The following is a 21324-nucleotide window of genomic DNA, read 5'->3' as shown; positions in this document are numbered from 1 at the left end:
GCAACGCCTGCAGAGCAACATGCCGAGTCGCGGACTCCACCTTCCAGGGGCGCAGTTCGAGCCGCTGTCCGACGTTGATGCGTGGTGGACCGCGGACCACGGTCGGTGGCCGACTTGTGCGAATGTGGAAGGCATGATGGCGGAAATGGCCGCCTGTGGCTCGGGGCGTAGGCCGCAGGCCTCCTCGGAGCTCGTCCGGTCACGGATGAGTCGTCAGCGTCGTCGCGACACTCAACCGGAGCTGCTTGTCCGAAGGATTCTGCATGCACGCGGTATCCGCTATCGCATCGATGGCAGGCCGGAGGCCGATCTCAGGTGTAAGGCAGACATCCTCTGGCGGCAGGTGCACATGGCTGTCTTCATCGACGGTTGTTTTTGGCATGGCTGCCCCGAACACGCAACCCGACCGAAGGCGAACGAGCAGTGGTGGGCGGAGAAGCTGGACGGGAACATTCGGCGGGACCGCCGTATGGATGCAGAGCTCACAGCTCGCGGCTGGAAGGTCCTCCGATTCTGGGAGCACGAAGATCCGGTGGGCGTTGCCGACGCCATATGTGCCCATCTCGGTGAGTTACGCGGAGCGAAGAGACGTTGGTGATCAGTCCGCAGCAGTGGCCATACGGTCTTGGAGAGATTCGGATTGTGTGCCGAGCGGGACAGGTCGCCCCCCAAACCACGACGCTCGAACGGTTTCGTCCAGCTCGTCCTCGTCGAGTTTGATCTTGAGTGCTTCCGCCAGTACGTGCACCGCCAGTCGTGGGGGTATTGCGTTTCCGATTTGTTGCCCGATGTCGTTCCCTGACCAAGGGAAGTCGTAGGGGAATGTCTGTAACTTTCCCGCTTCTTGGTGCGTCAGCCGACTCCAGCCGCCGTCCGAAAGGCGGAGTCGATTTCTCATGATCTTGCCCGTGACCGTCGCGGAGGGTTCGTCGGAATGGCGTTCACCCCGGTTCTTTGGGTCGCCGCCGCTGCCGTAATTGGATACCACTGTGAACGCCTTGCCACGAGCAAGTGCCTGACCCATCGAAACCCACGGACGGAGCCCGATCGCCGTCTGGTTGGATTCGCCTTTCCGGAATGACCGGTGCGTTGCAGCGGGCAGTTTGACGTCCGGGTCGCCAAGTCGAGCGATGAGGATCGCGCGGCGCCGTGTCTGGGGTACCCCGAACTCCTCGGACCGGAGGACGTCGACGGCAACTCCGTAGCCTCGATCACGGAGAACGTCCTGGAATGCTCTCCATATCGGCAGCACGGCCGGGACTTGCTCGAGCACGATCGCCTCGAATGGCCGCTCGTTGTTCTGTGCAAGTAGAGCCCACCGCAGCGGTTCCAGGACGAGGCCGGTCCTGTCGTCCGCGAAGCCGTCCCGATGTGTATGGGCATGTGGGTGGTTCGCCATCTCGGTGACTCGGCGGATGACCTCGTCCAGTGACTTCCTACCTGACCCTTTGCCCGCAACTGTGAAGGTCTGACACGGCGGTCCACCGGTGAGAACCGTCGCGTCCGCAAAGTCGTCAGGGTCGAAGTCCCGCACATCTGCCGGGACAGTGGTCAGACCGGCCTTCGTTCGTGTTGCACATGCGTTGCCGTCCAACTCGATACCTGTGGTGGGGATACCCAGCCACGTCGCCCCGACGTCGAGCCCGCCGGGACCGGCAAACAGGTCGATGATCTTTGGCCGAGGTTCGGTCCCGGGTTCCCGCAACGGCATGGCAGTGATGCTAGCCGGCATCGAGCTCGCGACCAACGGACAGTCCGCAGAGGTACCCCACTTCGTCGGCCCGAGTCGAATCGACTTCGGCGCATTCGTGGGATCGTTTTCGTCACCTGTGATACATCGAGAAGCTGCTTTCAAGATCGAGATCCGTTGTCATGAGGCACGTTCGACCGACATTTTGACGGGCTCCGCAATATTAGTCTTCGGTCGATGGTAGAAACTCCAAAAAGCGCGACTGGCTGTCCGTGCAGCGATTCAGCGTGTCGGGGTTGTTGGTGTTACGGAGGCAACTGATGGTGGCCAGGGGGTGGTCGGATCCCGACCTTGCGTTGGAAGGTCTGGTCGACGAATTCAGGGACAAGTGCATTCGCGTTTACCGAGAGGATCCCAACCGCGTCGAGGAAGATGCGGGTAAAGAGCGCGGAATTGCAGAGGGTGGCTACGGGCGGAAACAGATCCAGGAGCTCGTCCAAAATGCCGCCGACGCGCTGCAAGGTTCGCCAGGGCGCGTCCAGGTCACCCTGACGACCGAAGCGCTGTATGTGGCCAACGAAGGCAGGCCGTTCGAGGACTCGGGCGTCCGGGCTCTGCTCTACACGCACCTGTCGAACAAGACCGGTACCGAGATCGGCCGTTTCGGGCTCGGGTTCAAGTCGATCAGCGGAATCTCTGACAGCCCGCAGATCTTCAGTCGGTCCGTATCGTTCGAGTTCAGCCGGGAACAGTCGGCGCAGGAATTGTCCAAGGAACTCGGCCACCAGTACGGACCTGCTGATGTTCCGGCGCTACGGCTGGCGTGGACACTCACCGCCACCTCCGAGTTCCGCGCCGACGCAGTCCTTGCTGACCTCGCTGCCTGGGCCACGACCATCGTGAAGGTTCCGCTGAAGCGGGGAGCGGCAGAACAACTGTCGGACGAGATCAACGAGTTCGACGAGTCGTTCAATCTGTTTGCTCCTCACGTGCGGATTCTCGACCTCGTCGACGGTGTGTCCGGCCGCGAGCGGCACTTCAAGGCCGCAAAGAAGGGGAAACGGGTCACCCTCACGACCGAGGACGGTGATCGAGAATGGCTGGTCGTCTCGGCCGAACACAAGCCCTCGCTCAAGGCGCTGGATTCGGCCGGTCATGCCGCTCGACGCGAATCGGTCACGGTCAGCTGGGCACTGCCGCTGACGGGCCGGGTCGAAGTGGGGCAACTGTCGGCATTCTTCCCGGTCAAGTCTGATCTGACCCTGAGCGGCCGGGTCAATGCTCCGTGGAAACTGTCTGATGATCGCATCAACGTGATCGAGTGCGAGTTCAACTACGAGATCCTGACCCGGGTAGTGCCACAGCTGGTTGTTGCCGCACGCAAGGACCTCATCGCAGGCCGTGCGTACGGTCGGTACATCGATGTCCTTCCCGCCCGCGGCAAAGAGTCCCGCAGCTGGGCTGACAAGGTCGTGAACGAGCCTGTGTTCCAGGCACTCCGGGATTCTCGGTGCCTGCCAGACCTCGATGGTGAGCTCCGAGCACCCAGTGCGCTTCAACGCATTCCGGATGACGTCGCCGAACTCGCGGGTAGGTGGTCGGCGGCGACCGGAAACCGGGGGGCGTGGGTACATCCCGACTGCACCACCACCACTGAGCGCCGGTCCAAGGTCGATCGCTTGTTGCAGGACGATGATCGGATCAAGCCGCCGGGCCGGGTCATGCACTGGCTGCAGTCGGTTGTGGCAGATCCGAAGCCTGCACAATCGGCCGCCGCGATCGAGCTGGCTGCGGAGTTGGTGCGCAAAGGCGGCAACGTCGAGATGGATGTACGGGACGCACGGATTGTCCTACTGGAGAACGGGTCCCTCGCGCAACCGGTGCGCGGCCGATGCTTCCTGCGTACGAGCCCCACGCAGACCGGTACCTCCTTTGTCGCCGAAGCTGTGGCTCGGCCTGCCTCTACCGCTGATGCCCTCAAGCACCTGGGCATCACCGTGTTCGAAGACGGTGGGGAGATGCTGCAGCTGCTCACCGAACTGAGACATACCGGGAAAGTCGACTGGGACGAGTTGTGGATGGCGATGCGAGGCTCAGGCGTCCAGCTGGTTCACGAGGCCTTCGACAACGTGCTCGGCGGTCATGCGGCCCAGGTTGTTCGGGTGCGGGACGGTCACGGCCGTTGGGTGTTGCCGGAGGGTCTGCACCTCGCGGGCGAGTTCCTCAAACCGCTCAAGGAAGATGGTGCGTACCTCGTCGATGGTGACTATCACGCAGCCGATCACCAAATCTTGTACCTGCTGGGTGTGCGATCTCGACCGTGGCGATCGGCGGTGCACTCGAACGAAAAATGGGTGAGGCGATACCTGAGCGTGGTTCGGGAGCGTCTGGGCGAGGAAATGGGATTGGGCTTGCAGGCGCGACAGGGAATCGAGGTCGACGGCATCGACTCGGTCCTCGGCCCTCTGGAATGCCTGCCAGACCTCAGTGTCACGAACAAGCTGGCCCTGAGTGCTGCCGTCATCAACGACGTCGAGGTATCGCGTGTCCGGGTGAGTCATCCGAACGTATCCCGGACGGGCCGCTTCACGGCGCCAGAACTGTGGTGGGTTCGAGAACATGGTCTGCTGCAAACCACATTGGGAGCTGTGCCCGTGACCGAAGCGTTCGTCGCCGAGGTTCCGGACGTTCCGGAGGGGCTCATCCCATGCGTGAGCCAGCTGGTGCTCAGTTCCGATGCCGAACACGTGTTGGGGCTCAAACGCGAGATGGCCGACCTCGACCCGTCCGGTTTCGACTCGCTTGTGCAGGCCCACGTCAAACGCGATGACGTTCTGCGGGTAGGCCAGGCCTACGCCTGGTGGTGTTGGACGCATCAGGGCCTCGAACCGCCAGATCATTTGTGGGTGTGCCGGAGTGGGCAGTGGACCGAGGAGGATCGGAAGGCGGTAGCGGTCGTCCACCGCAAAGAGGCATACGACGAACTCGGTGAGTTCGGTGTTCCCTGCCTCCTGGTCGACAGCGTCGAAGATGTCCACACCCTGAGCGAGTTCTGGGGTTGTTTGGAGGGCCGTGACCTCCCGGTCACGTATTCGTACGACACCAGTGCCGAGTCAGAACTTCTCACCGACGTTTTTCCGGTGCTCGACGCGCTTCCCGGTGCTGATGAGCTTGAAGGTCTGGTCCTGCAGAAGTGCCTGTCCATCAGCAAGGTGGCCGCAGTTCCCGGACAGCCTGCAGTGCAGGTGGTCTGCGATGCAGGCCGGGAGGCGGACAGAATCTTGGTGACCGGCACGACTGACAGGGAAATTCTGAAGCAGGCGCTCGAATGCTTGCTCTACGACAGCTCTGATCGACAGGTCGACCTGCTTCTCACCGACATGGAGCGACGCCGCAACTCGGCACGCATCCGGGCCATCAGGCACGCGTCCACCGATGCCGAGCGCCTCCTCATGTTCGCCGGTGAGGAGCGTCTTAGGACGTTGGTCCCGAAGGACGCACTCAACTATCTGATCAACGATGGCCTGGTCGAACCGCATGGGCTTGATCTCGCCAATCTTTGCGTGACCATGTTGGGTGTCCGAGCATTGGAACGCGCATGCAAGGTTGATCCGTCTGGCCTGCCTGTTCCGCCGCCCTCGACGTGGTCGGGGTCGTTCAACACGCGAGACTGGGTCAAGCGGCTCGGGTTCGGTGATGAATGGGCGGGCCAGAAGGCCAGGCGAAGGAACAAGCCGACGGAGTACATCGACGGCCCGACCCAACTTGATGAGCTCCACGACTACCAGCAGGTGGTATCTCAGCGCCTCGCCGGCCTGCTGCGCGGTTTCGGCCCGAGGCGAGGAATCGTCTCGTTGCCCACCGGCGCCGGAAAGACCAGGGTCGCCGTACAGACTGTGATCCAATCGATTCGCGACGGCAGTCTCGACGGGTTGGCGCACGGCACCGTCTTTTCCGGGCCCATCCTGTGGTTGGCGGACGGGGAAGAACTCTGCGAGCAGGCGATCGATGCGTGGTCATACCTGTGGCGTGCTCTCGGTCGGCAGGACACCCAGCTGATCCTCAGCCGGTTCTGGGCGAACTACGAGATGGAGGAGGAAGCGGCCGGGGTTCAGGTCGTGGTGGCCACGTGGCAAAAGATTCTCGCCCGTGCCGTCGACAACGAATCTTTCGCGTGGTTGGCCGACGCCCCGATCGTCATCATCGACGAGGCGCACGGTGCCTACACGCCGTCATACACGCGAATCCTCGAATGGCTGGGCCGCGGCACAAGGGAACGTGACAAGCCCCTGATCGGCCTGACGGCGACACCGTTCCGCGGACGGCGCGACAGCGCCCAAACCGAGCTGCTTCTAAAGCGATTCGACGACAACTGCTTGGATGATGGCGTCTTCGGGGACGAACACCCACAGGTCAGATTGCAGCGAGACCGAGTGCTGGCCCGCGCCAGCCTGGAGATTCTCGGTGGTGTGTCCATCGATCTGTCCGTGAAGGAACTCGATGAGTTCAAGTCGATGGGGTGGCTGTCCAAGAGCGCCGAGATTCGGCTTGGCCGGGATGAGGACCGCACCCGCACGATCGTCGATTCGATCCTGAGCAAGCCGGCCGACTGGCAGATCGTGGTTTTTGCGGCCTCGGTCGAGAATGCGCAGACATTGGCCACATTGCTGACGCTCCACGGACGTCCGGCTGCCTCCATCGATCAGGACACCAGCCCAGAAGACCGGCGGGTGGCGGTCGAACGCTTCAAGTCCGGCGAACTGAAAGTGCTGACGAACTACGCCGTGTTGTCACAAGGTTTCGACGCACCGAAGACCGACGCCGTGTACATAACCCGCCCGACCAGCAGTGAGGTCCGTTATCAACAGATGGTCGGCCGCGGCCTTCGTGGACCGAAAAACGGTGGCACCGAAGAGGTTTTGATTGTCAACATGCTCGACAACATCGTCGAGTTCGGGGACAGCATCGTGTATCAGACCTTGAAGGACATCACGGAAGAAGAACGAGACGGGGAGCCTGCCGGTGTCTGATGAAGCGGGACACGAAATCGAGCTCAACGACCAGCAACTGGAGGTAGTCGAGGCGCCGGCCGATGCGCGACTGTTGGTGATCGCCGGGGCTGGGCAAGGCAAGACCGAAGTCGTCGTCAGCCGAATCAACAGCTTGGTCCAGGACGAGGGCCTGACGGCCTCCGACGAGATTCTCGTGCTGAGCTTCTCTCGCGCCGCGGTCTCGGCTGTCAGGACCCGGCTAGACGTGAGAGACGTTGCGGCGGCGAACGTTCGGACATTCGACTCATTTGCGAGCATCTTGCTGCTAGGAGCCGATATTCAACCCGAGGGCAGCTTCGACGCCCGGATTCGGCGTGCGACGCAGCTGCTGAAGGAGGCCGACAAGGCGCCCGACGAGATCGAGCCCCTGCGTCATGTTGTCCTCGACGAGGTGCAGGATCTCGTCGGTGACCGAGCCGATTTCGTGCTGGCCATCCTGAATTGGCTCGATGGCGACGCCGGCATCACTGCCCTGGGCGACCCGCTGCAGGGTGTGTACGACTTTCAGCTTGAGGATTCGATCAGCAAGACGACGGCTGAGGATGTCTTCGACTCACTCAAGGGATCGTTCGGTTGTGAAACCGTCGGTCTGGGCAGGAATTACCGCGCCAGGGGTAAGTACCCGAAAGCGGTTGTCGCCTTGGGTGAGAAGCTCCGTGCCACCAACGATGCAAACGAAGCAGAGGACCTACTGGTAGACCTGGTCTACGAGCTGCCTTATCGCGGCGAGATCGAGGATTGGTACGACCTCGTCACGCCGTCCGAGGGCAAGAAGACGGCGATACTCTGCACGACCAACGCGGACGTGCTCCGGGTGTCGCGATATCTCAACGAAAAATCCGTCGCGCACGCTGTCCGCAGGCAGGCACAGGATTTCGGTGCCGCGCGGTGGATCGCGGGTGCGCTCGGTCCGTTGCCGGGCCCGAAGGAACGGCGGTCCGAGGTCGAAGCCGCACTCGAGCGGCTCCTCGCTGAGCGCGACGTGGACGAGAAGTGGAACGAACTCAAGTCTGCCGAAGGGCGCAGCAGTGAATACGACTCGTTGGACCTTCATCGGGTGAGCCGTCTGGTCAAGGCGCGGGCGTTGCCGCTTCCGCTCACCGAGCCCGACCTCAGTTCGGTGATTGTGTCGACGGTCCATCGGGCGAAGGGCTTGGAGTTCGACTCCGTCTTCATCGTCGAACCTGGATGGTTGCCGGAAGACGAGGACATTTGGACGAGGATGCGTCGTGAGTACGTGGCGTTGAGTCGAGCGCGCGATGAAATCTTCACGTGCAGGTTGCCTCAATCGAAATCCGTGATCAAAGCCGACGACCGGCTGGGGCGGTTCAAGGAGGAGGTTTGGAGTAAGAAGAAGCGCGGCGCGACGTGGACGAGGGCATTCGAATTCCTCTACAGCGACGTCGAAACCGCGTATCCCGTTGCGTCACACACCGTCGATGCCCAGCGCTTACAGCAGACGCTGCAATCAATCGGTCAGGTCGGCGTGAGGGTATACGCAGAACTCGACGAGGCCGAGTCCACCGCTGAATCGCCGTCCTACCTGTTGGTCACACAAGACCTGCAGCCGTTGGGACGCACAAGCCCTACGTTCAACCATGCCTTCCAGAAGGCGTTCGGTTGGTTGAAGAATCGTCCGACGGTCATCGACGGTCTGTCTCTGGTGTCGGTGGAGACGGTCGCGGGTGACTATCGCGAGTCGGAGAAGGCCGGTCTCGGAAGCTCAGGATTCTGGTTGGTGCCACGGATAACGGGTCTGGCCCGCCCTGATTTGACCACAACATAGGAGTTGCAATTCGCGATGGCGAATCTTGCTGAGCAGTATGGTTTTCGAGACGACATCGTCGATGAATTGATCAGGGACCTGGTCGGGCCGGCAGAGGGGCCCGACGAGGTCGTCACCGATCTTCCGCTGGACCGGTACATCGCCGGTGTTCTCTGGCCGGCAGACGATCTGCTGCAGGAGGCTGCAGAGCCCGACAGCGGCGAGTCCGAAGAGAACGACTCCGCCGACAGTCCGATCTCGCAGGCTCTGATGCGTTATCCGACATCGATGGGAATCACGTTCTCGGTCGATCTGGCGAAGGCCACGTCGGTTCAAATCGCAATTGAGGCAGCCAAGTACGTCCCATCGGGGGCGAAGGGTAATGCCGAGTCGGCGAGTTCTCAGCGTCCCACCCGCCGCAAGCAGATCGCAAAGCCTGACTCATGGACCCGCACCCCGCAGGTCATCGAGCCGATCGACTGGGACGTCGCGAGGCCGGGGGCGAAGAAGGTCGATGTAACGCCGGGTCTTCAGCTGTACGTGTACAGCCGTGTGCCGAAAGACGGCCGCGTGGCGGTGTCGGTGGCGCTGCGTAACACGCAGGTGCCTCCCAAAGGGGAATTCCGGGACGGGTTTGCCTGGTTTCAGGTCGGGGTGGAAGTGCGCTCGCCCGAGCAGGCCATCGTGGACCGTTCCTCGTACGGTGTTCTCAGCGAGGACGCTGACTTGCGTTCGGCTGCATTGCTGTACCGCAACGCGCGGGTCTTTGCGATCGGCCACGGGTGCGCCGCAACCTGGGATCGTGAGGGTACTTCTTCTCATGTCGGGCGGGTGGCATCAACGTTCGTCCCTCGGCAGGAGATTTCCAGAGCGAAACCCGGCGGTGTCAGCTCCGATGTCAACCTACGGATGTCGTTCCTCAGCAACGCCACCGACGAGGAGTTGGCGCAAAATCTCGGCGGACTGGTCACCGAGTATCACGAGTGGATCGACCGGTTGAGCGCCATCGTTCAGAACGACGAGGCTGATGTCGAGGACGGGTTGAAGGGTGTTGCCGACGAACATGTCGTGCGTGCCCGGAGCGCGGCTGGCCGAATGCAGAACGGTATCGATCTCATCACCACCGATCCCGTTGCGGGACGCGCGTTTCGACTCGCCAACGCGGCGATGCAGATGCAGCGCGCACGCCAGGACTGGGTCCGCAGCGGTGCTGTCGGTGCTGTCGGAGACGGCGCCGAGCAAGGCTGGAGGCCGTTCCAGATCGCCTACATACTGCTGAACCTTCCGGGCCTTGCGGACGCAGATCACGAGGACCGGGACATCGCAGACCTCCTGTGGTTCCCCACCGGTGGTGGCAAGACAGAGGCCTACCTCGGCTTGGTCGCCTTCACGATCTTTCACCGTAGGCTCAAAGACCCCGAAACACTCGGCGTGGCAGTCATCATGCGTTACACCCTGCGCCTGTTGACGATTCAACAATTCGAGCGCGCAACGATGTTGCTCTGCTCGCTTGAGCGGCTGCGGCAGCGTGAGAACGACCTGGGGGACCGCCCGTTCTCGATCGGGCTCTGGGTCGGCCAAGGGGCGACCCCGAACACGCTCGTCGAGGCGCGCAAGTCACTCAGGGATCTCGCCGACGGCAGGGAGCTCAACGAGAAGAACCCGGTCCAGCTGACCCAGTGTCCCTGGTGCGGTCAGGATCTGAACGAGACCCACTACTCGGTGGTCAAGTCGGCCGATGAGCGACTCAGGATCGCTTGCGGGAACAGTTCATGTGACTTCCGAGATGGCCTGCCGGCCTACCTGGTTGATCAGGACATCTACCGGGTCCGTCCAGAGCTCGTCCTGGGGACCGTCGACAAGTTCGCGCAGATGGCGTGGAACGAGAAAGTTCGAAACCTGTTTGCACGGGATGGAATCGGAACGCCACCTTCGCTGATCATCCAGGACGAGCTGCATCTGATCTCCGGGCCGCTCGGTTCGATCGTCGGGCTGTACGAAGCTGCGATCGACGCCGCCTGCGGACGGCTGACCGCCGAAGGTCTCGTCGAGGGTCGACCGAAGGTCATCGCTTCGACGGCGACCATCCGCCGGGCCGATCGTCAGATCCGCAACGTGTTCAACCGCCGCGCCGAGCAGTTCCCGCCTCCCGGCATCGACCCGGATCAATCTTTCTTCGCGGAACCTGCCCCCCGTGATCAGTACGGCACGCGCGAGTACATCGGGGTGATGGCTCCGGGAACCAGCCATGCCACGCTCATGGTTCGGGTCTACGCTGCCGTACTGCAGGCCGCCCACGATCTGGCCGGCAGCCCGGAGACAAGGGATCCGTATTGGACTCTTCTGGGGTACTTCAACAGCCTCCGGGTGCTCGGCAGCGCGAATCTTCAAGTGGAAGGCGATGTTCGGGACAGACTCCAACTGGTCGCTCGGCGCAAACAGGCGTCGCCGCGCGATCTGAGACCACCGGTCGAGTTGACCAGCCGGGTTCCGTCCGCGGATATTCCACGCACACTCAAGAGTCTCGAGAAGGACGTCTCCTCGGGCTCGGCGAATGATGTGGTCCTGGCCACCAACATGATCTCGGTCGGTGTCGACATCGACAGGCTCGGGTTGATGGCGGTGATGGGCCAGCCTCAATCGAGCGCCGAGTACATCCAGGCCACCAGCCGCGTCGGCCGTCAACACCCTGGATTGGTCTTCACCATATTCAACGCTGCCCGGTCACGTGACAGGTCACACTACGAGAACTTCGTCCCGTACCACCAAGCACTGTATCGGGCCGTCGAGGCAACCAGCGCGACGCCGTTCGCCGCTCGTGCACGTGACCGAGCTTTGCACGGAGTGCTCGTCTCGCTGGCCCGGCTACTGGTACCTGACTTGGCGGATAACGAGTCGGCCCACAAGGCCACCGTTCGGTACGACGAGATCACGCAGTTGGCGGAGTTTCTGGAACAGCGCGCGCAGGCCGTGACCGATCCAGAGGAAGCGGAAGACACCAAGAACCAGCTCGGCGAGCTTCTCGAGGTGTGGGCTGAAACGGCCGAGACCTGCCCGGACATGGAGTACCGGAACAGTCGCAACTACGACGAATCACTACTTGTCCCATCTGATGTGGCGTTGACGGATGACGACATCGAGTACTCCACCCGAGAGACGCCGTGGCCGACCCTGCAGAGCATGCGCGACGTCGACGCCGAGAGTGCCCTCTTCCAGATATCCGCGAGAAAGGTGCCCCGATGAACACCCCAAAGGCTCGGCGCAGCCAACTGCTGAGCACATACGGTGTCGGTGGGTTGTTCCCTGCTGAGTCAACCAGTTATATGATCGCCGGCCTTCACGAATGGAACGTGGACAAAGCCGAACACATCGCCGAGCCTCGATTGGCAAGGGCGCTGGGCGTAACCGAGCTCAAGGCCCCACCGGCCACGGGCAAGCGGGATGTGCCGGTCATTCGCTACCCCTTCACCCAGGTGTGCCCCAAGTGCCGACGCATCGGTCCGCTCAACAAGTTGTCCAAGGACAACGACGCAAAGTGCAAGGACTGCAAGGTCGATCTCAGTCCATTCCGATTGATGGGTGCATGCCGCAACGGGCATGTAAGCGAGTTCCCCGTCTACTGGTGGTTGCACAATGGCCAGCAGGACAAGATCCGCGGCGATGAGCACGAGATGAAGCTCAAGGTGCTCGGACGCACATCGTCTCTTGGTGACCTCACCCTGACGTGCACGTGTGGCGTCGATGACCGCAACCTCGATGGGGCGATCGGCTCGGGCTCTCTCATCGATTTCGGCAAGTGCGGTGGGTTGCGGCCGTGGCTCGGACTCGAAACGACCGAGGAGTGCGACCAATACCCGCGGGCGGTCCAGCGCGGTGCGTCGAACGTCTGGTTCCCTGCTGTGCGGTCCTCAATTTCCATACCGCCGTATTCCGAGGCCCTCGCGAAGTTCGTCGACAAACACTGGGAGATGGTCAAGGATCGCGCCGCCGTGATCCCGCCCGTGCTCGCCGGTTTGGCTGCGATGTCGAAAGGGCGCTTCACCGTTGACCAGATCAACCGTGAGATCGAACGACGCCATGGCGAGGAGGAGGACGACGAGGAAATCTCGGAGGCCAAGCTCCGTGCCGACGAATACAAGGCACTGGTCGAGGGACGTGACGACGAAGGCCTCGAGTCGGACTTCGTGTGCCTCGGTCGCGAAGTGCCTGACGGTTTCGAGTCTCTGATCTCTGATGTGCGGAAGGTGACCAGGCTCCGGGAAGTGCGTGCGTTGCAAGGATTTACTCGGCTTGACGGAGTTCCAGATCCGTCAGGTCCTGCGCAGAAGCTGTGCGCCCTCGCTCCGACACGCCTGCATTGGCTGCCCGCAATCGAAGTGATCGGTGAGGGTGTCTTCCTCGCGTTTCGACGTGACGCGATGGCGGAATGGGCTACTGGCGACTTCGCGCAGAAGCGCCTGCGCATGTTGCAGAGGGCGGCCGACCGGGCGGCCGCAGATTACGGACGCCCGCCGGCGCCTGTCGACATTATCAAGGTTGCGATACACACGTTGTCGCACATCGTCATTGATCAGTTGTCCCTCGACGCCGGCTATCCGGCATCATCGCTTCGAGAACGGCTCTTCGTCAACGACAAGGTGGCAGGGCTATTGGTTTACACGGCAAGCTCGGACTCGGCCGGAAGCCTGGGCGGAGTCGCCTCGATGGCAGAGACAGAGCACCTCGGGGCGGCACTCAGGGAGGGTCTGCAACGCCTCTCCTGGTGTTCGTCCGACCCGGTGTGCATCGAATCGGCGGGATCAGGTGTCGACGGGCTGAATCTCGCAGCCTGCCATGCATGCGTGCTCGCGCCGGAGACGTCCTGCGAGATGAACAATTCGTACCTGGACAGGGCGCTGCTGTTTGGTACCCACGACGAGGGCTGTGAGGACACGGGGCTGTTCAGTGAGCTCGTGGAGAAGACGCGCTGATCCGGACTGGTTCGGATCTACCAGGCGACTTAGGAAAGGTTGTAGCATAAGGTGAAAGACAAACACCATCAACGATTCTCGCTCAAGTACGGGGAGCTGCGCCACATGAGATGCGGCGCGGTCACCGACGACGCGAAGGGCATTCGGCGGGTCAGGGACTTTCGTCCGACGTACTTCACGGCTGACTGGACCGACGGTGTGCTCGTGCAGGTGAGGGTGTGGGGTCCCCAGATGCTCGACGACGGCTCAGAAGGTGAGCGTGACCTCGATTACCGTTGGCGAAATACCCGCGACTTGGGGCCGGTGAAGTACCGCGATCTGCCGCGAATCGTCGCCGAGCGGCTGCAGGAGTGCAACGCCGAGAACGGTTTCACAGTCCTGCCCGAGCAACTATGAACGACCGCTATACACCGCGCTCACCACGGTCGAATCGTGAACTCGCTGTGGTTCGCGCGGCCGCTACCCCGGCGAGCTGAATAGAAGGTAGTTCCGACGCAGACAGATTGGACCGTAGCGTGATTGGTATCCAGCACCTTTCCATGCGAGTGCCGTGGCGGGACAGGCCGTGGGACGCATCCATATGCGACGATCCGCTGGGCAACTCGTCGTGCACGTTGCTCGCCAACATCGGTCCGAATCGACAGGATCTGTACGAGGCCGAGAATGCTTCAGCGAGCACCGACACACTCGACACAAGCCGCTTGCCATGCCTCAGCGAACGAGGCATGTTCATGTCTCCGATCGGCTATACGGTTACGAAGACCCACCCGTTCGCGTGGCATCAGGCGCTGAAAGATTCGCTGCGGCCGACCCGGGTTTTGTTGCCGGGCTATGCGTTCGAGGCGATCCCGTTCCGCTGGCTGAACCGCAAATCGCTGAACGAGGATGTCGGCTTCGCCCGTGTCCCCGATTACAACCCGACAGCCGAAGACGATGTCGACCAGGTGCTCGGTTTCCGCGACGGTGCCTCGTGGGTCATGGACGGTGACAACCAGCGGGCCATCATGGATGAGTTTTTCGCCTCGGTCGCACCGGGCGAGTCCCTCGTTTTCATCTACCTCAAGCATTCGCCGCTGCAGGAGGTGCGTACTGATCGCCTGATTGTCGGGGCAGCCCGTGTCACCGGGGTTCAACGGCCCCCGATGTGGAACCAAGAGGGCAAGCCGCCATTTGACTCGTGCATGTGGGAAACGGTCGTTGAGCACAGCCTGAGGCCCGACATGCGGGACGGCGTGTTGCTCCCATACCAAGAACTCGTGAGTCTTCTCGACCAAGGTGTGGATATCGATGGGGCGCTGGCGTGGGCACCTGAAGGTCGTACAACTGAATTCAGTTATGTGACTGAGCATCTCACCGACGATGCCGCCATTGATGCCCTGGCATCGCTCAAGAACGCCGCCGAAGGTGCTCGTGCGCTCGGCGTGGAGGTCCCTCACGCTGCGCTGGCCTGGCTGACCGAGCAGACAGAGCGGCTGTGGGAACTGCGCGGCCCTGTGCCGGGCCTGGCGGCCGTTCTCGCATTCCTGCGGGTCGAACAGCCGTACGTTGCCACACGCGCCGTAATGGACGAGGTCGCGGACGCCGTGACGTGGGATGTGTTGCGCGAGATGCTCAATGGGCATCGGCCGGTTCCCGGTGCGCTCGACCGTCACCTGACGTCGACGGTCCGAAGGATCTGGGCAAAGCTGGAGGCGGAGAAACAGAATGCACTACAGTTGCTTTCGGCATTCGACATCTCACCTGAGCAGCTGGAGATGCTGATGAGTGGTGATGCCGAAGTCGAATGCTCGCCGCAAGAACTGCTCGACAACCCCTATTTCGCGAGTACCTGCACGTATGGCTCGGAGCTCCATGTGCCTTTCCTAACTGTGGACCGGGCGCTCTTTCCGCCCACCCATGTCAAGTGGTCGCCACCTTTGCCCCCCGACGTTGACGTCTGTGACCATCTCGACCGTCGACGGGTGGAAGCCCTACTGACAGATGTGTTGGAGCGGCAGGCGGTGCAAGGGGACACCTTGCTACCCGAGTACGAGGCCATCGACTTCGCCAATGACTTTGCGCTCAGCCGGCCGCCCAACTTGGCTCACATCGTGCTCGAAGGGCTCGACCTAGATCGTGATGGACTCCTCGATCAGGAGGAGTGGTCACCGCTCACCAGCATCGCATTGGCCGACGGATCCCCTGCGATCAAGTTGACCCGGTTTGTGGAGGTAGCCGAATTCATCCGAAACTGGGTGAAAGATCAGGAGTCCATGCCGAACCTCGGGCACCTGGATGATGCGCGGGAGGTGCTGGATACGGCGTTGGCACGGAATCAGAATGTCGATAGCGATGGTGCCGCGTTCGACGAACTCGAGGACCGTGCCCGAACCGAGAAGGCGGCGGGGCTCAGCGAGCTGCACGATTCACCGTTGTCGGTGCTCATCGGACCTGCCGGCACCGGCAAGACCACCCTCCTGCGGGCACTCGTGGAATATCCCGGCGTCGCAGATGGTGGAGTCCTGCTGCTGGCGCCCACTGGTAAGGCGCGGGTCCAGCTGGAGACCAAAGTCGGTCTACCCGCGAAGACGCTCGCCAGTTACCTTTCCTCGTCGCGCCGGTACGACGGTGAGTCCGGCCGATACCTGGTCTGGGGTGATCAACAGCCGCGTCAGAGTCATGGCCTGGTTGTCATTGATGAGGCGTCGATGCTCACCGAGGAGATGTTGGCGGCAACGCTCGACGCGTTCACCGGGGTTCGGCGCATCGTCCTTGTAGGCGATCCACGTCAGCTTCCTCCGATCGGTGCCGGTCGGCCATTCGTTGATCTCGTCGACGCCAAGCACCCTGATTCATTCGACAAATGGACACACGTCTGCCCCGGCTATGTCGAACTGCAGGTGACCCGTCGACAACTCCCCGAGGGTGGTCACGGGACGCGTCATGATCTGGAGCTTGCCGCCTGGTTCGGCGGAGGTACCCGTGGCGCCGGCGACGAAGCCATCTGGTCCGAACTCGCTGAGGAACCGAATCGGCCTACTGTCCGCTACCTCCAATGGGGAGACAGAAGTGTCGCCGAGGCATTGCTCGAGGCGCTCTCCGATGAGCTGCCGCTGGATGTGCATGAGAAGCCTGATTGGGCGTTCGCCCTCACGTACGGGGCCACGCTGAACGAGCCCTACCTGAACTGGGAAGCGGGGGCCGGCAGGCATGCGGAGGACTGGCAGATTCTCTCGCCTACCCGGTCACGGGCATTCGGAACGGGTGAACTGAATCGGCACATCAAACGCACCTACCGGGCAAGCGACACGGAGTTCGGGCAACGCAATGCCAAGGCCAATATTCCAAGGCCGATCGGTCCGGAGCTGATCGTGCGTGGCGACAAGGTCATGCAGACCGTCAACAAGAAGTCGAAGGCGTACCCGGCGGAGGGCGCCATGAACTATGTCGCGAACGGTGAGATAGGGGTGGCGATCGGCAGGATCGTGCCAAGCTACAAGCGCAAGAAGGCCAACCTGCCGTTGAACGTGGAGTTCTCCTCGCAGCCTGGGTTCCAATATGGCTACTGGCCGTCGTCGGGGGAGGATCCGCCTCTCGAACTCGCCTGGGCGGTAACAGTTCACAAGTCGCAGGGCTCCGAGTTCGCTACGACGTTGCTCGTACTGCCGGCGCGGGCGAACGTTTCGCGCGAGCTGATGTACACCGCGCTGACGAGGCAAAAGGACAGGGTGATCATCCTTCATGAGGGGACGCTTGCCGATCTGCGAGGGCTGGCGGAATCGTGGCGGTCCGAGACGGCGCGGCGGCTCACTGATCTGTTCGCTGCGCCGAGTCCGGTGTCGGTCGAGATCCGCGGAGCGCGCCGGCGCTACGAACGGCGGCTGATTCATGTCTCGGCGAACGGGACGCCGATGGCGAGTAAGAACGAGGTCATCATCGCCGGGTTGCTCGACCGCCTCATGCCGGGTCAGTGGAGCTACGAGGAACCCTTCCGGGGTGCGGACGGTCGAGAGGTCCTGCCGGACTTCACGATCCACACGGCCGGCGGCCGCAAAGTGTACTGGGAGCATGCCGGGATGCTCGATCGGTCGGACTACGCGGCGAAGTGGGAACTCAAGAAAGCCTGGTACGCGGAGAATGGTGTGTTTCCGTTCGACGACGGCCGCGCCGGTGACGCCGTCCTGATGTGGACAGATGACCTGAGGGGCGCGGATGCGCAGGCCTGGCTGGAGCTGGCATCAAGTGTGTTCGGCGTGCAGGCCGCTGAACCGGCATCGGGCGGCGGCGTGGGCAAGCGGCGCGTGGCCAAGAAGGCACCGCCGAAGCGCGCCAAATAGAGCCCAAAGGGACAGCGCCGACTCTCATGGCGAAGCCATGTGTATCGGAATATTTGTCGGTGGCCCGTGCGAAGCTGGAAGGCTGTCTCGAAGAAGGCCGAGACTACGGAAGGAGTGTCCAGGTGCCCCGCCTGACGCCAACCCGATCTGGACCGGCATTCCAGCGAGGGCCGTGTAGTGCCTAAGTACAGGTTCCACTGGTCAAACCTGCCCGCAGACCTCCTCGACGAGCTCTGCAACGGCCTGTTCGACGACTGCGACGGGTTCGACCCGGCCGACGTGCTATATGACGCCTACGGTGCCCGCCCGAAGGAAGACTTCGCCGCCGAAGCCTGGGATGTGCTGCGCGAGGCCTGGCTGGAGCACGACAAGGAGTCGCGCGAACGTGTCGTCGCGGACCTGCGGGAAATCCGCCATGAGAATGGTCAGATCACCAACCGCAGAGCCCAGATGGAGTATCTGCGCGAGCTGAGGAATGCCAAGACTCTGCGAACCGTGGTCCTGCAGGCGTTCATCGACCGCGGTGAAATCGAGTCCGAGCCGCCCGGGCCCGAACCGCCCGCGGTCGTGACACCGGAGCCGAGACCGCCCACCACAATTCCAAAGTCCACTGCAACAAAGCCCGGAGAACAAGTGATCACCGCCGTCGAAACCAACCCTGCCGACCTCAACGTCGCTCCCGGCTCGATCGTCGTCATTCGCGACGAGGAATGGCTGGTCACCTCGGCCGAGCAGGGAGCCGACGGCTGGCTGGTCCGGGTGCGTGGCCTCTCCGAGTTGGTGGCCGAAACCACCGCCGCCTTCTACTCCAGTCTCGACAAGATCCAAGTGCAGGATCCTAAGAAAGCGAAAGTGGTCCCCGACGGCTCGTCGAGCTACCGCGACTCCCGACTGTGGCTGGAAGCACTGATCAGAAAGACGCCAGTTCCTTACGGCGACCAAAACCTGACCGTCTCGACCCACATGCTTGCCGATGCCCTGGCATATCAACGGGCGGCGGTGACGAAGGCGCTCGACCCGCAGCATATCCGGCCACGCATCTTGCTCGCCGACGCTGTTGGTCTGGGTAAGACGCTGGAGATCGGCATGATCCTGTCCGAGCTGGTGCGACGTGGCCGTGGTGAACGCATTCTGATCGTCACGCCCAAGCATGTCCTGGAGCAGATGCAGCACGAACTGTGGTGCCGCTTCGCGCTGCCGTTCGTCCGCCTCGACTCGATTGGCATCCAGAAAGTTCGCCAGAAGCTGCCGGCCACCCGCAACCCGTTCACCTATTTCAAGCGGGCCATCATCTCCATCGACACCCTGAAGAGCCCCCGCTACAAGGCCCACCTGGAACGCCAGCCGTGGGACGCCGTGGTCATCGACGAGTCCCACAACCTCACCAACGCCGGCACTCAGAACAATGAGCTGGCCCGCGTCCTGGCACCCAACACCGAGGCGCTCATCCTGGCCTCCGCCACCCCGCACAACGGCAAGGAAGAATCCTTCGCCGAATTGCTGCGGTTGCTGGACCCGACGGTGGTGCACCCCGACGGCCGCTTCACCAAAGAGGACGTCGAGTCGCTGCTGATCCGCCGGCATCGGCACAGTCCTGACGTCGCCGCGGAGGTCGGTAGTGACTGGGCCGAACGCGCCGAGCCAGTGCACCTGCTGGTCAAGCCGTCCGCGGCCGAGGACGCGGTCGCCGCGGAGCTGTCCCAGACCTGGCTGCACCCCGAGTCCGGCAGCTCTCCCTACTCTGGTGACACCAAGGCGCTGTTCCCGTGGACCCTGGCCAAGGCGTTCCTGTCGTCGCCGGCCGCGCTGGCCGAGTCGATCAAACAGCGGCGCGCCAAGCTCGACCAGGGCGATCCCAAGCAGCGGGTCGAGCTCAAGGCCCTCAACAACCTCGACGAGCTCAACGCAGCGGCCCTCGGCGAGCAGGCCGGCAAGTTCGCCGCATTGGTCAAGCGGCTCAAGCAGATTGGCGTCGGCAAGGGATCAGAGACGCGCGCAGTGGTGTTCGCCGAGCGAATCGCCACGCTGACCTGGGTGCGCAACAACTTGCCCGCGGCGCTCGGTCTGAAAGGCGAGAACATCGCGATGCTGCACGGCGGGCTGTCCGACGTCGAGCAGCAAGAACTCGTCGACAGCTTCAAGCTGGAAACCTCACCCATCCGGGTGCTGGTGACCGGCGACGTCGCCTCCGAAGGCGTGAACCTGCACGCGCAGTGCCATCACCTGATCCACTACGACATCCCGTGGAGCCTGATCCGCATCGAGCAGCGCAACGGTCGCATCGACCGCTACGGGCAGAAGTATCCGCCGGTGATGTCCTCCCTGATCCTCGAACCGTCCGACCCTGAGTTCTCCGGTGACCTGCGAGTGCTGTCGCGGCTGCTGGAACGGGAAAACCAGGCCCACGAGACGCTCGGCGATGTGGCCTCGCTGATGGGCAAGCACAGCGTCACCGAGGAAGAGAACGTGATCCGCGATGTGCTCGCCAAGGGTGCCGAGCTTGACGACGCGGTCCGTACCGCCGCCGAGGTCGCAGCGGGGGAGGACCTGGATGCGTTCTTCGCCGAATTCGACGCCGTCGAGGCGACCGCGATGCCGCTGCCGGCATCGCCCCGCCAAAGCCTGTATTCCGATGACCTGACGTTCCTCGATGAGGCGCTGCACGCGGGATTCCACGACAAGCCGCACGCCAAACCCGAGCAGGGGGGTATCGGCTGGACGGTCAGCGCGCCGCACGGCATCGCCGAACTGTCCCCGCCGCGCGATCTTCGACAACGGCTGGCGCAGCTCCCACAGAACTATCTGCACCATGGCCGGGTGCTGGAGAGGCTCAAGTTCGCCACCAACCCGGCGGTGGGTACCGCCCAATTGCGCATCGCGCGAGAAGGCAAGGGCATCAACAACACCACCTGGCCCGAGGCGCACTACCTGGGCCCGCTGCACCCTGTGCTGGACTGGGCCAGTGACCGCGCACTGACGGCGCTGGGCCGCAACCAGGTGTTTGCGATCCGGGGCGACGTCGACGCCCCCACCGTGTTGCTCATGGGCACCTTGAGTAACAAACGGGGACAGCTGATCTCGCGGGTGTTCTCCACCGCGGTGTTCCGCAAACCGGCCAACCCTGACTTCTGCATGGTCGAACCTCTCGAGGACATCAGCTTTCTCACCACGCAAACCGGTCTCAAACCGGGCGCGTCCAATCCGGGACCGATCGCCGAACCCGAGCGCTACCAGGCGCTGATCCCGATCGCCGTCGAGCGTGCCCGCCTCCAGATGCGCACGGTACTCACTGCACAAGAAGCCGCCACCACCGAACGCCTGGACCAGTGGCGCAAGCGGGCGCAGCGCTGGCACGACGATGCCGAACAACTCGAACTCTTCGGGGCGCAGCGCTCAAAGGTGAGCAAGCTCGGGCAGCGCATCAACGACGAGCAGCGCCTGGCCGACCTGCTGGCCCCCACCCAGCAACTGGTCCGCCCGCTGCTGGTCATCGTGCCCACCGACATCCCTGTCGCCGGAAAGGAACTCTGAG

9 protein-coding genes are annotated in these 21324 nt (G+C 62.7%); 8 read left to right on the top strand and 1 reads right to left on the bottom strand.

Annotation, left to right across the window (positions count from 1 at the left end; all coding sequences use genetic code 11):
* Nucleotides 1-19 precede the first annotated feature (19 nt).
* Nucleotides 20-598, top strand: coding sequence for a very short patch repair endonuclease (locus tag A5779_RS24905; RefSeq protein WP_330220082.1), 579 nt, complete (start codon nucleotides 20-22; stop codon nucleotides 596-598).
* Here the strand turns inward: A5779_RS24905 and A5779_RS24900 are convergent, their stop codons facing one another.
* Entirely contained in the window at nucleotides 599-1711 is a 1113-nt protein-coding gene (locus A5779_RS24900) for a DNA cytosine methyltransferase (RefSeq protein WP_064886394.1), read from the bottom strand. It abuts the gene before it with no gap.
* A 299-nt stretch (nucleotides 1712-2010) separates the two neighbouring features.
* On the opposite strand from A5779_RS24900, the gene A5779_RS24895 reads away from it, so the two are divergent.
* From A5779_RS24895 to A5779_RS24865, 7 genes are all read left to right on the top strand, one after another.
* On the top strand, nucleotides 2011-6720 hold the full coding sequence (locus A5779_RS24895) for a DEAD/DEAH box helicase (RefSeq protein ID WP_064886409.1): 4710 nt from the start codon (nucleotides 2011-2013) through the stop codon (nucleotides 6718-6720).
* Nucleotides 6713-8527 carry a UvrD-helicase domain-containing protein gene (locus A5779_RS24890; protein WP_064886393.1) on the top strand — a complete coding sequence of 605 codons (1815 nt, stop codon included), beginning with the start codon at nucleotides 6713-6715 and terminating at the stop codon, nucleotides 8525-8527. Before A5779_RS24895 ends, A5779_RS24890 begins: the two co-directional genes overlap by 8 nt.
* 15 nt (nucleotides 8528-8542) lie before the next feature.
* Nucleotides 8543-11749: a helicase-related protein gene (locus A5779_RS24885; RefSeq protein ID WP_064886392.1), complete on the top strand. Its 3207-nt coding sequence runs from the start codon at nucleotides 8543-8545 to the stop codon at nucleotides 11747-11749.
* Complete coding sequence (gene drmB, locus A5779_RS24880; protein ID WP_064886391.1) at nucleotides 11746-13476, top strand: MrfA Zn-binding domain-containing protein; 1731 nt, start codon at nucleotides 11746-11748, stop codon at nucleotides 13474-13476. The genes A5779_RS24885 and drmB overlap by 4 nt, the downstream gene beginning before the upstream one ends.
* A gap of 51 nt (nucleotides 13477-13527) precedes the next feature.
* Nucleotides 13528-13872, top strand: a complete 345-nt coding sequence (locus tag A5779_RS24875) for a hypothetical protein (protein WP_064886390.1) — start codon at nucleotides 13528-13530, stop codon at nucleotides 13870-13872.
* Nucleotides 13873-13991: 119 nt separating this feature from the next.
* Nucleotides 13992-17792: an ATP-dependent DNA helicase gene (locus tag A5779_RS24870; protein WP_064886389.1), complete on the top strand. Its 3801-nt coding sequence runs from the start codon at nucleotides 13992-13994 to the stop codon at nucleotides 17790-17792.
* Between the two features lie 177 nt (nucleotides 17793-17969).
* On the top strand, nucleotides 17970-21323 hold the full coding sequence (locus A5779_RS24865) for a helicase-related protein (RefSeq protein ID WP_413784936.1): 3354 nt from the start codon (nucleotides 17970-17972) through the stop codon (nucleotides 21321-21323).
* Nucleotide 21324: the final 1 nt, after the last annotated feature.

Origin of the sequence: Mycolicibacterium peregrinum, assembly GCF_001665625.1 — a bacterium.
In the GTDB taxonomy this organism is placed as follows: domain Bacteria; phylum Actinomycetota; class Actinomycetes; order Mycobacteriales; family Mycobacteriaceae; genus Mycobacterium; species Mycobacterium peregrinum_B.
The sequence above is the reverse complement of the archived record's forward strand: the minus strand, read 5'-3'. Positions and strand labels throughout refer to the sequence as shown.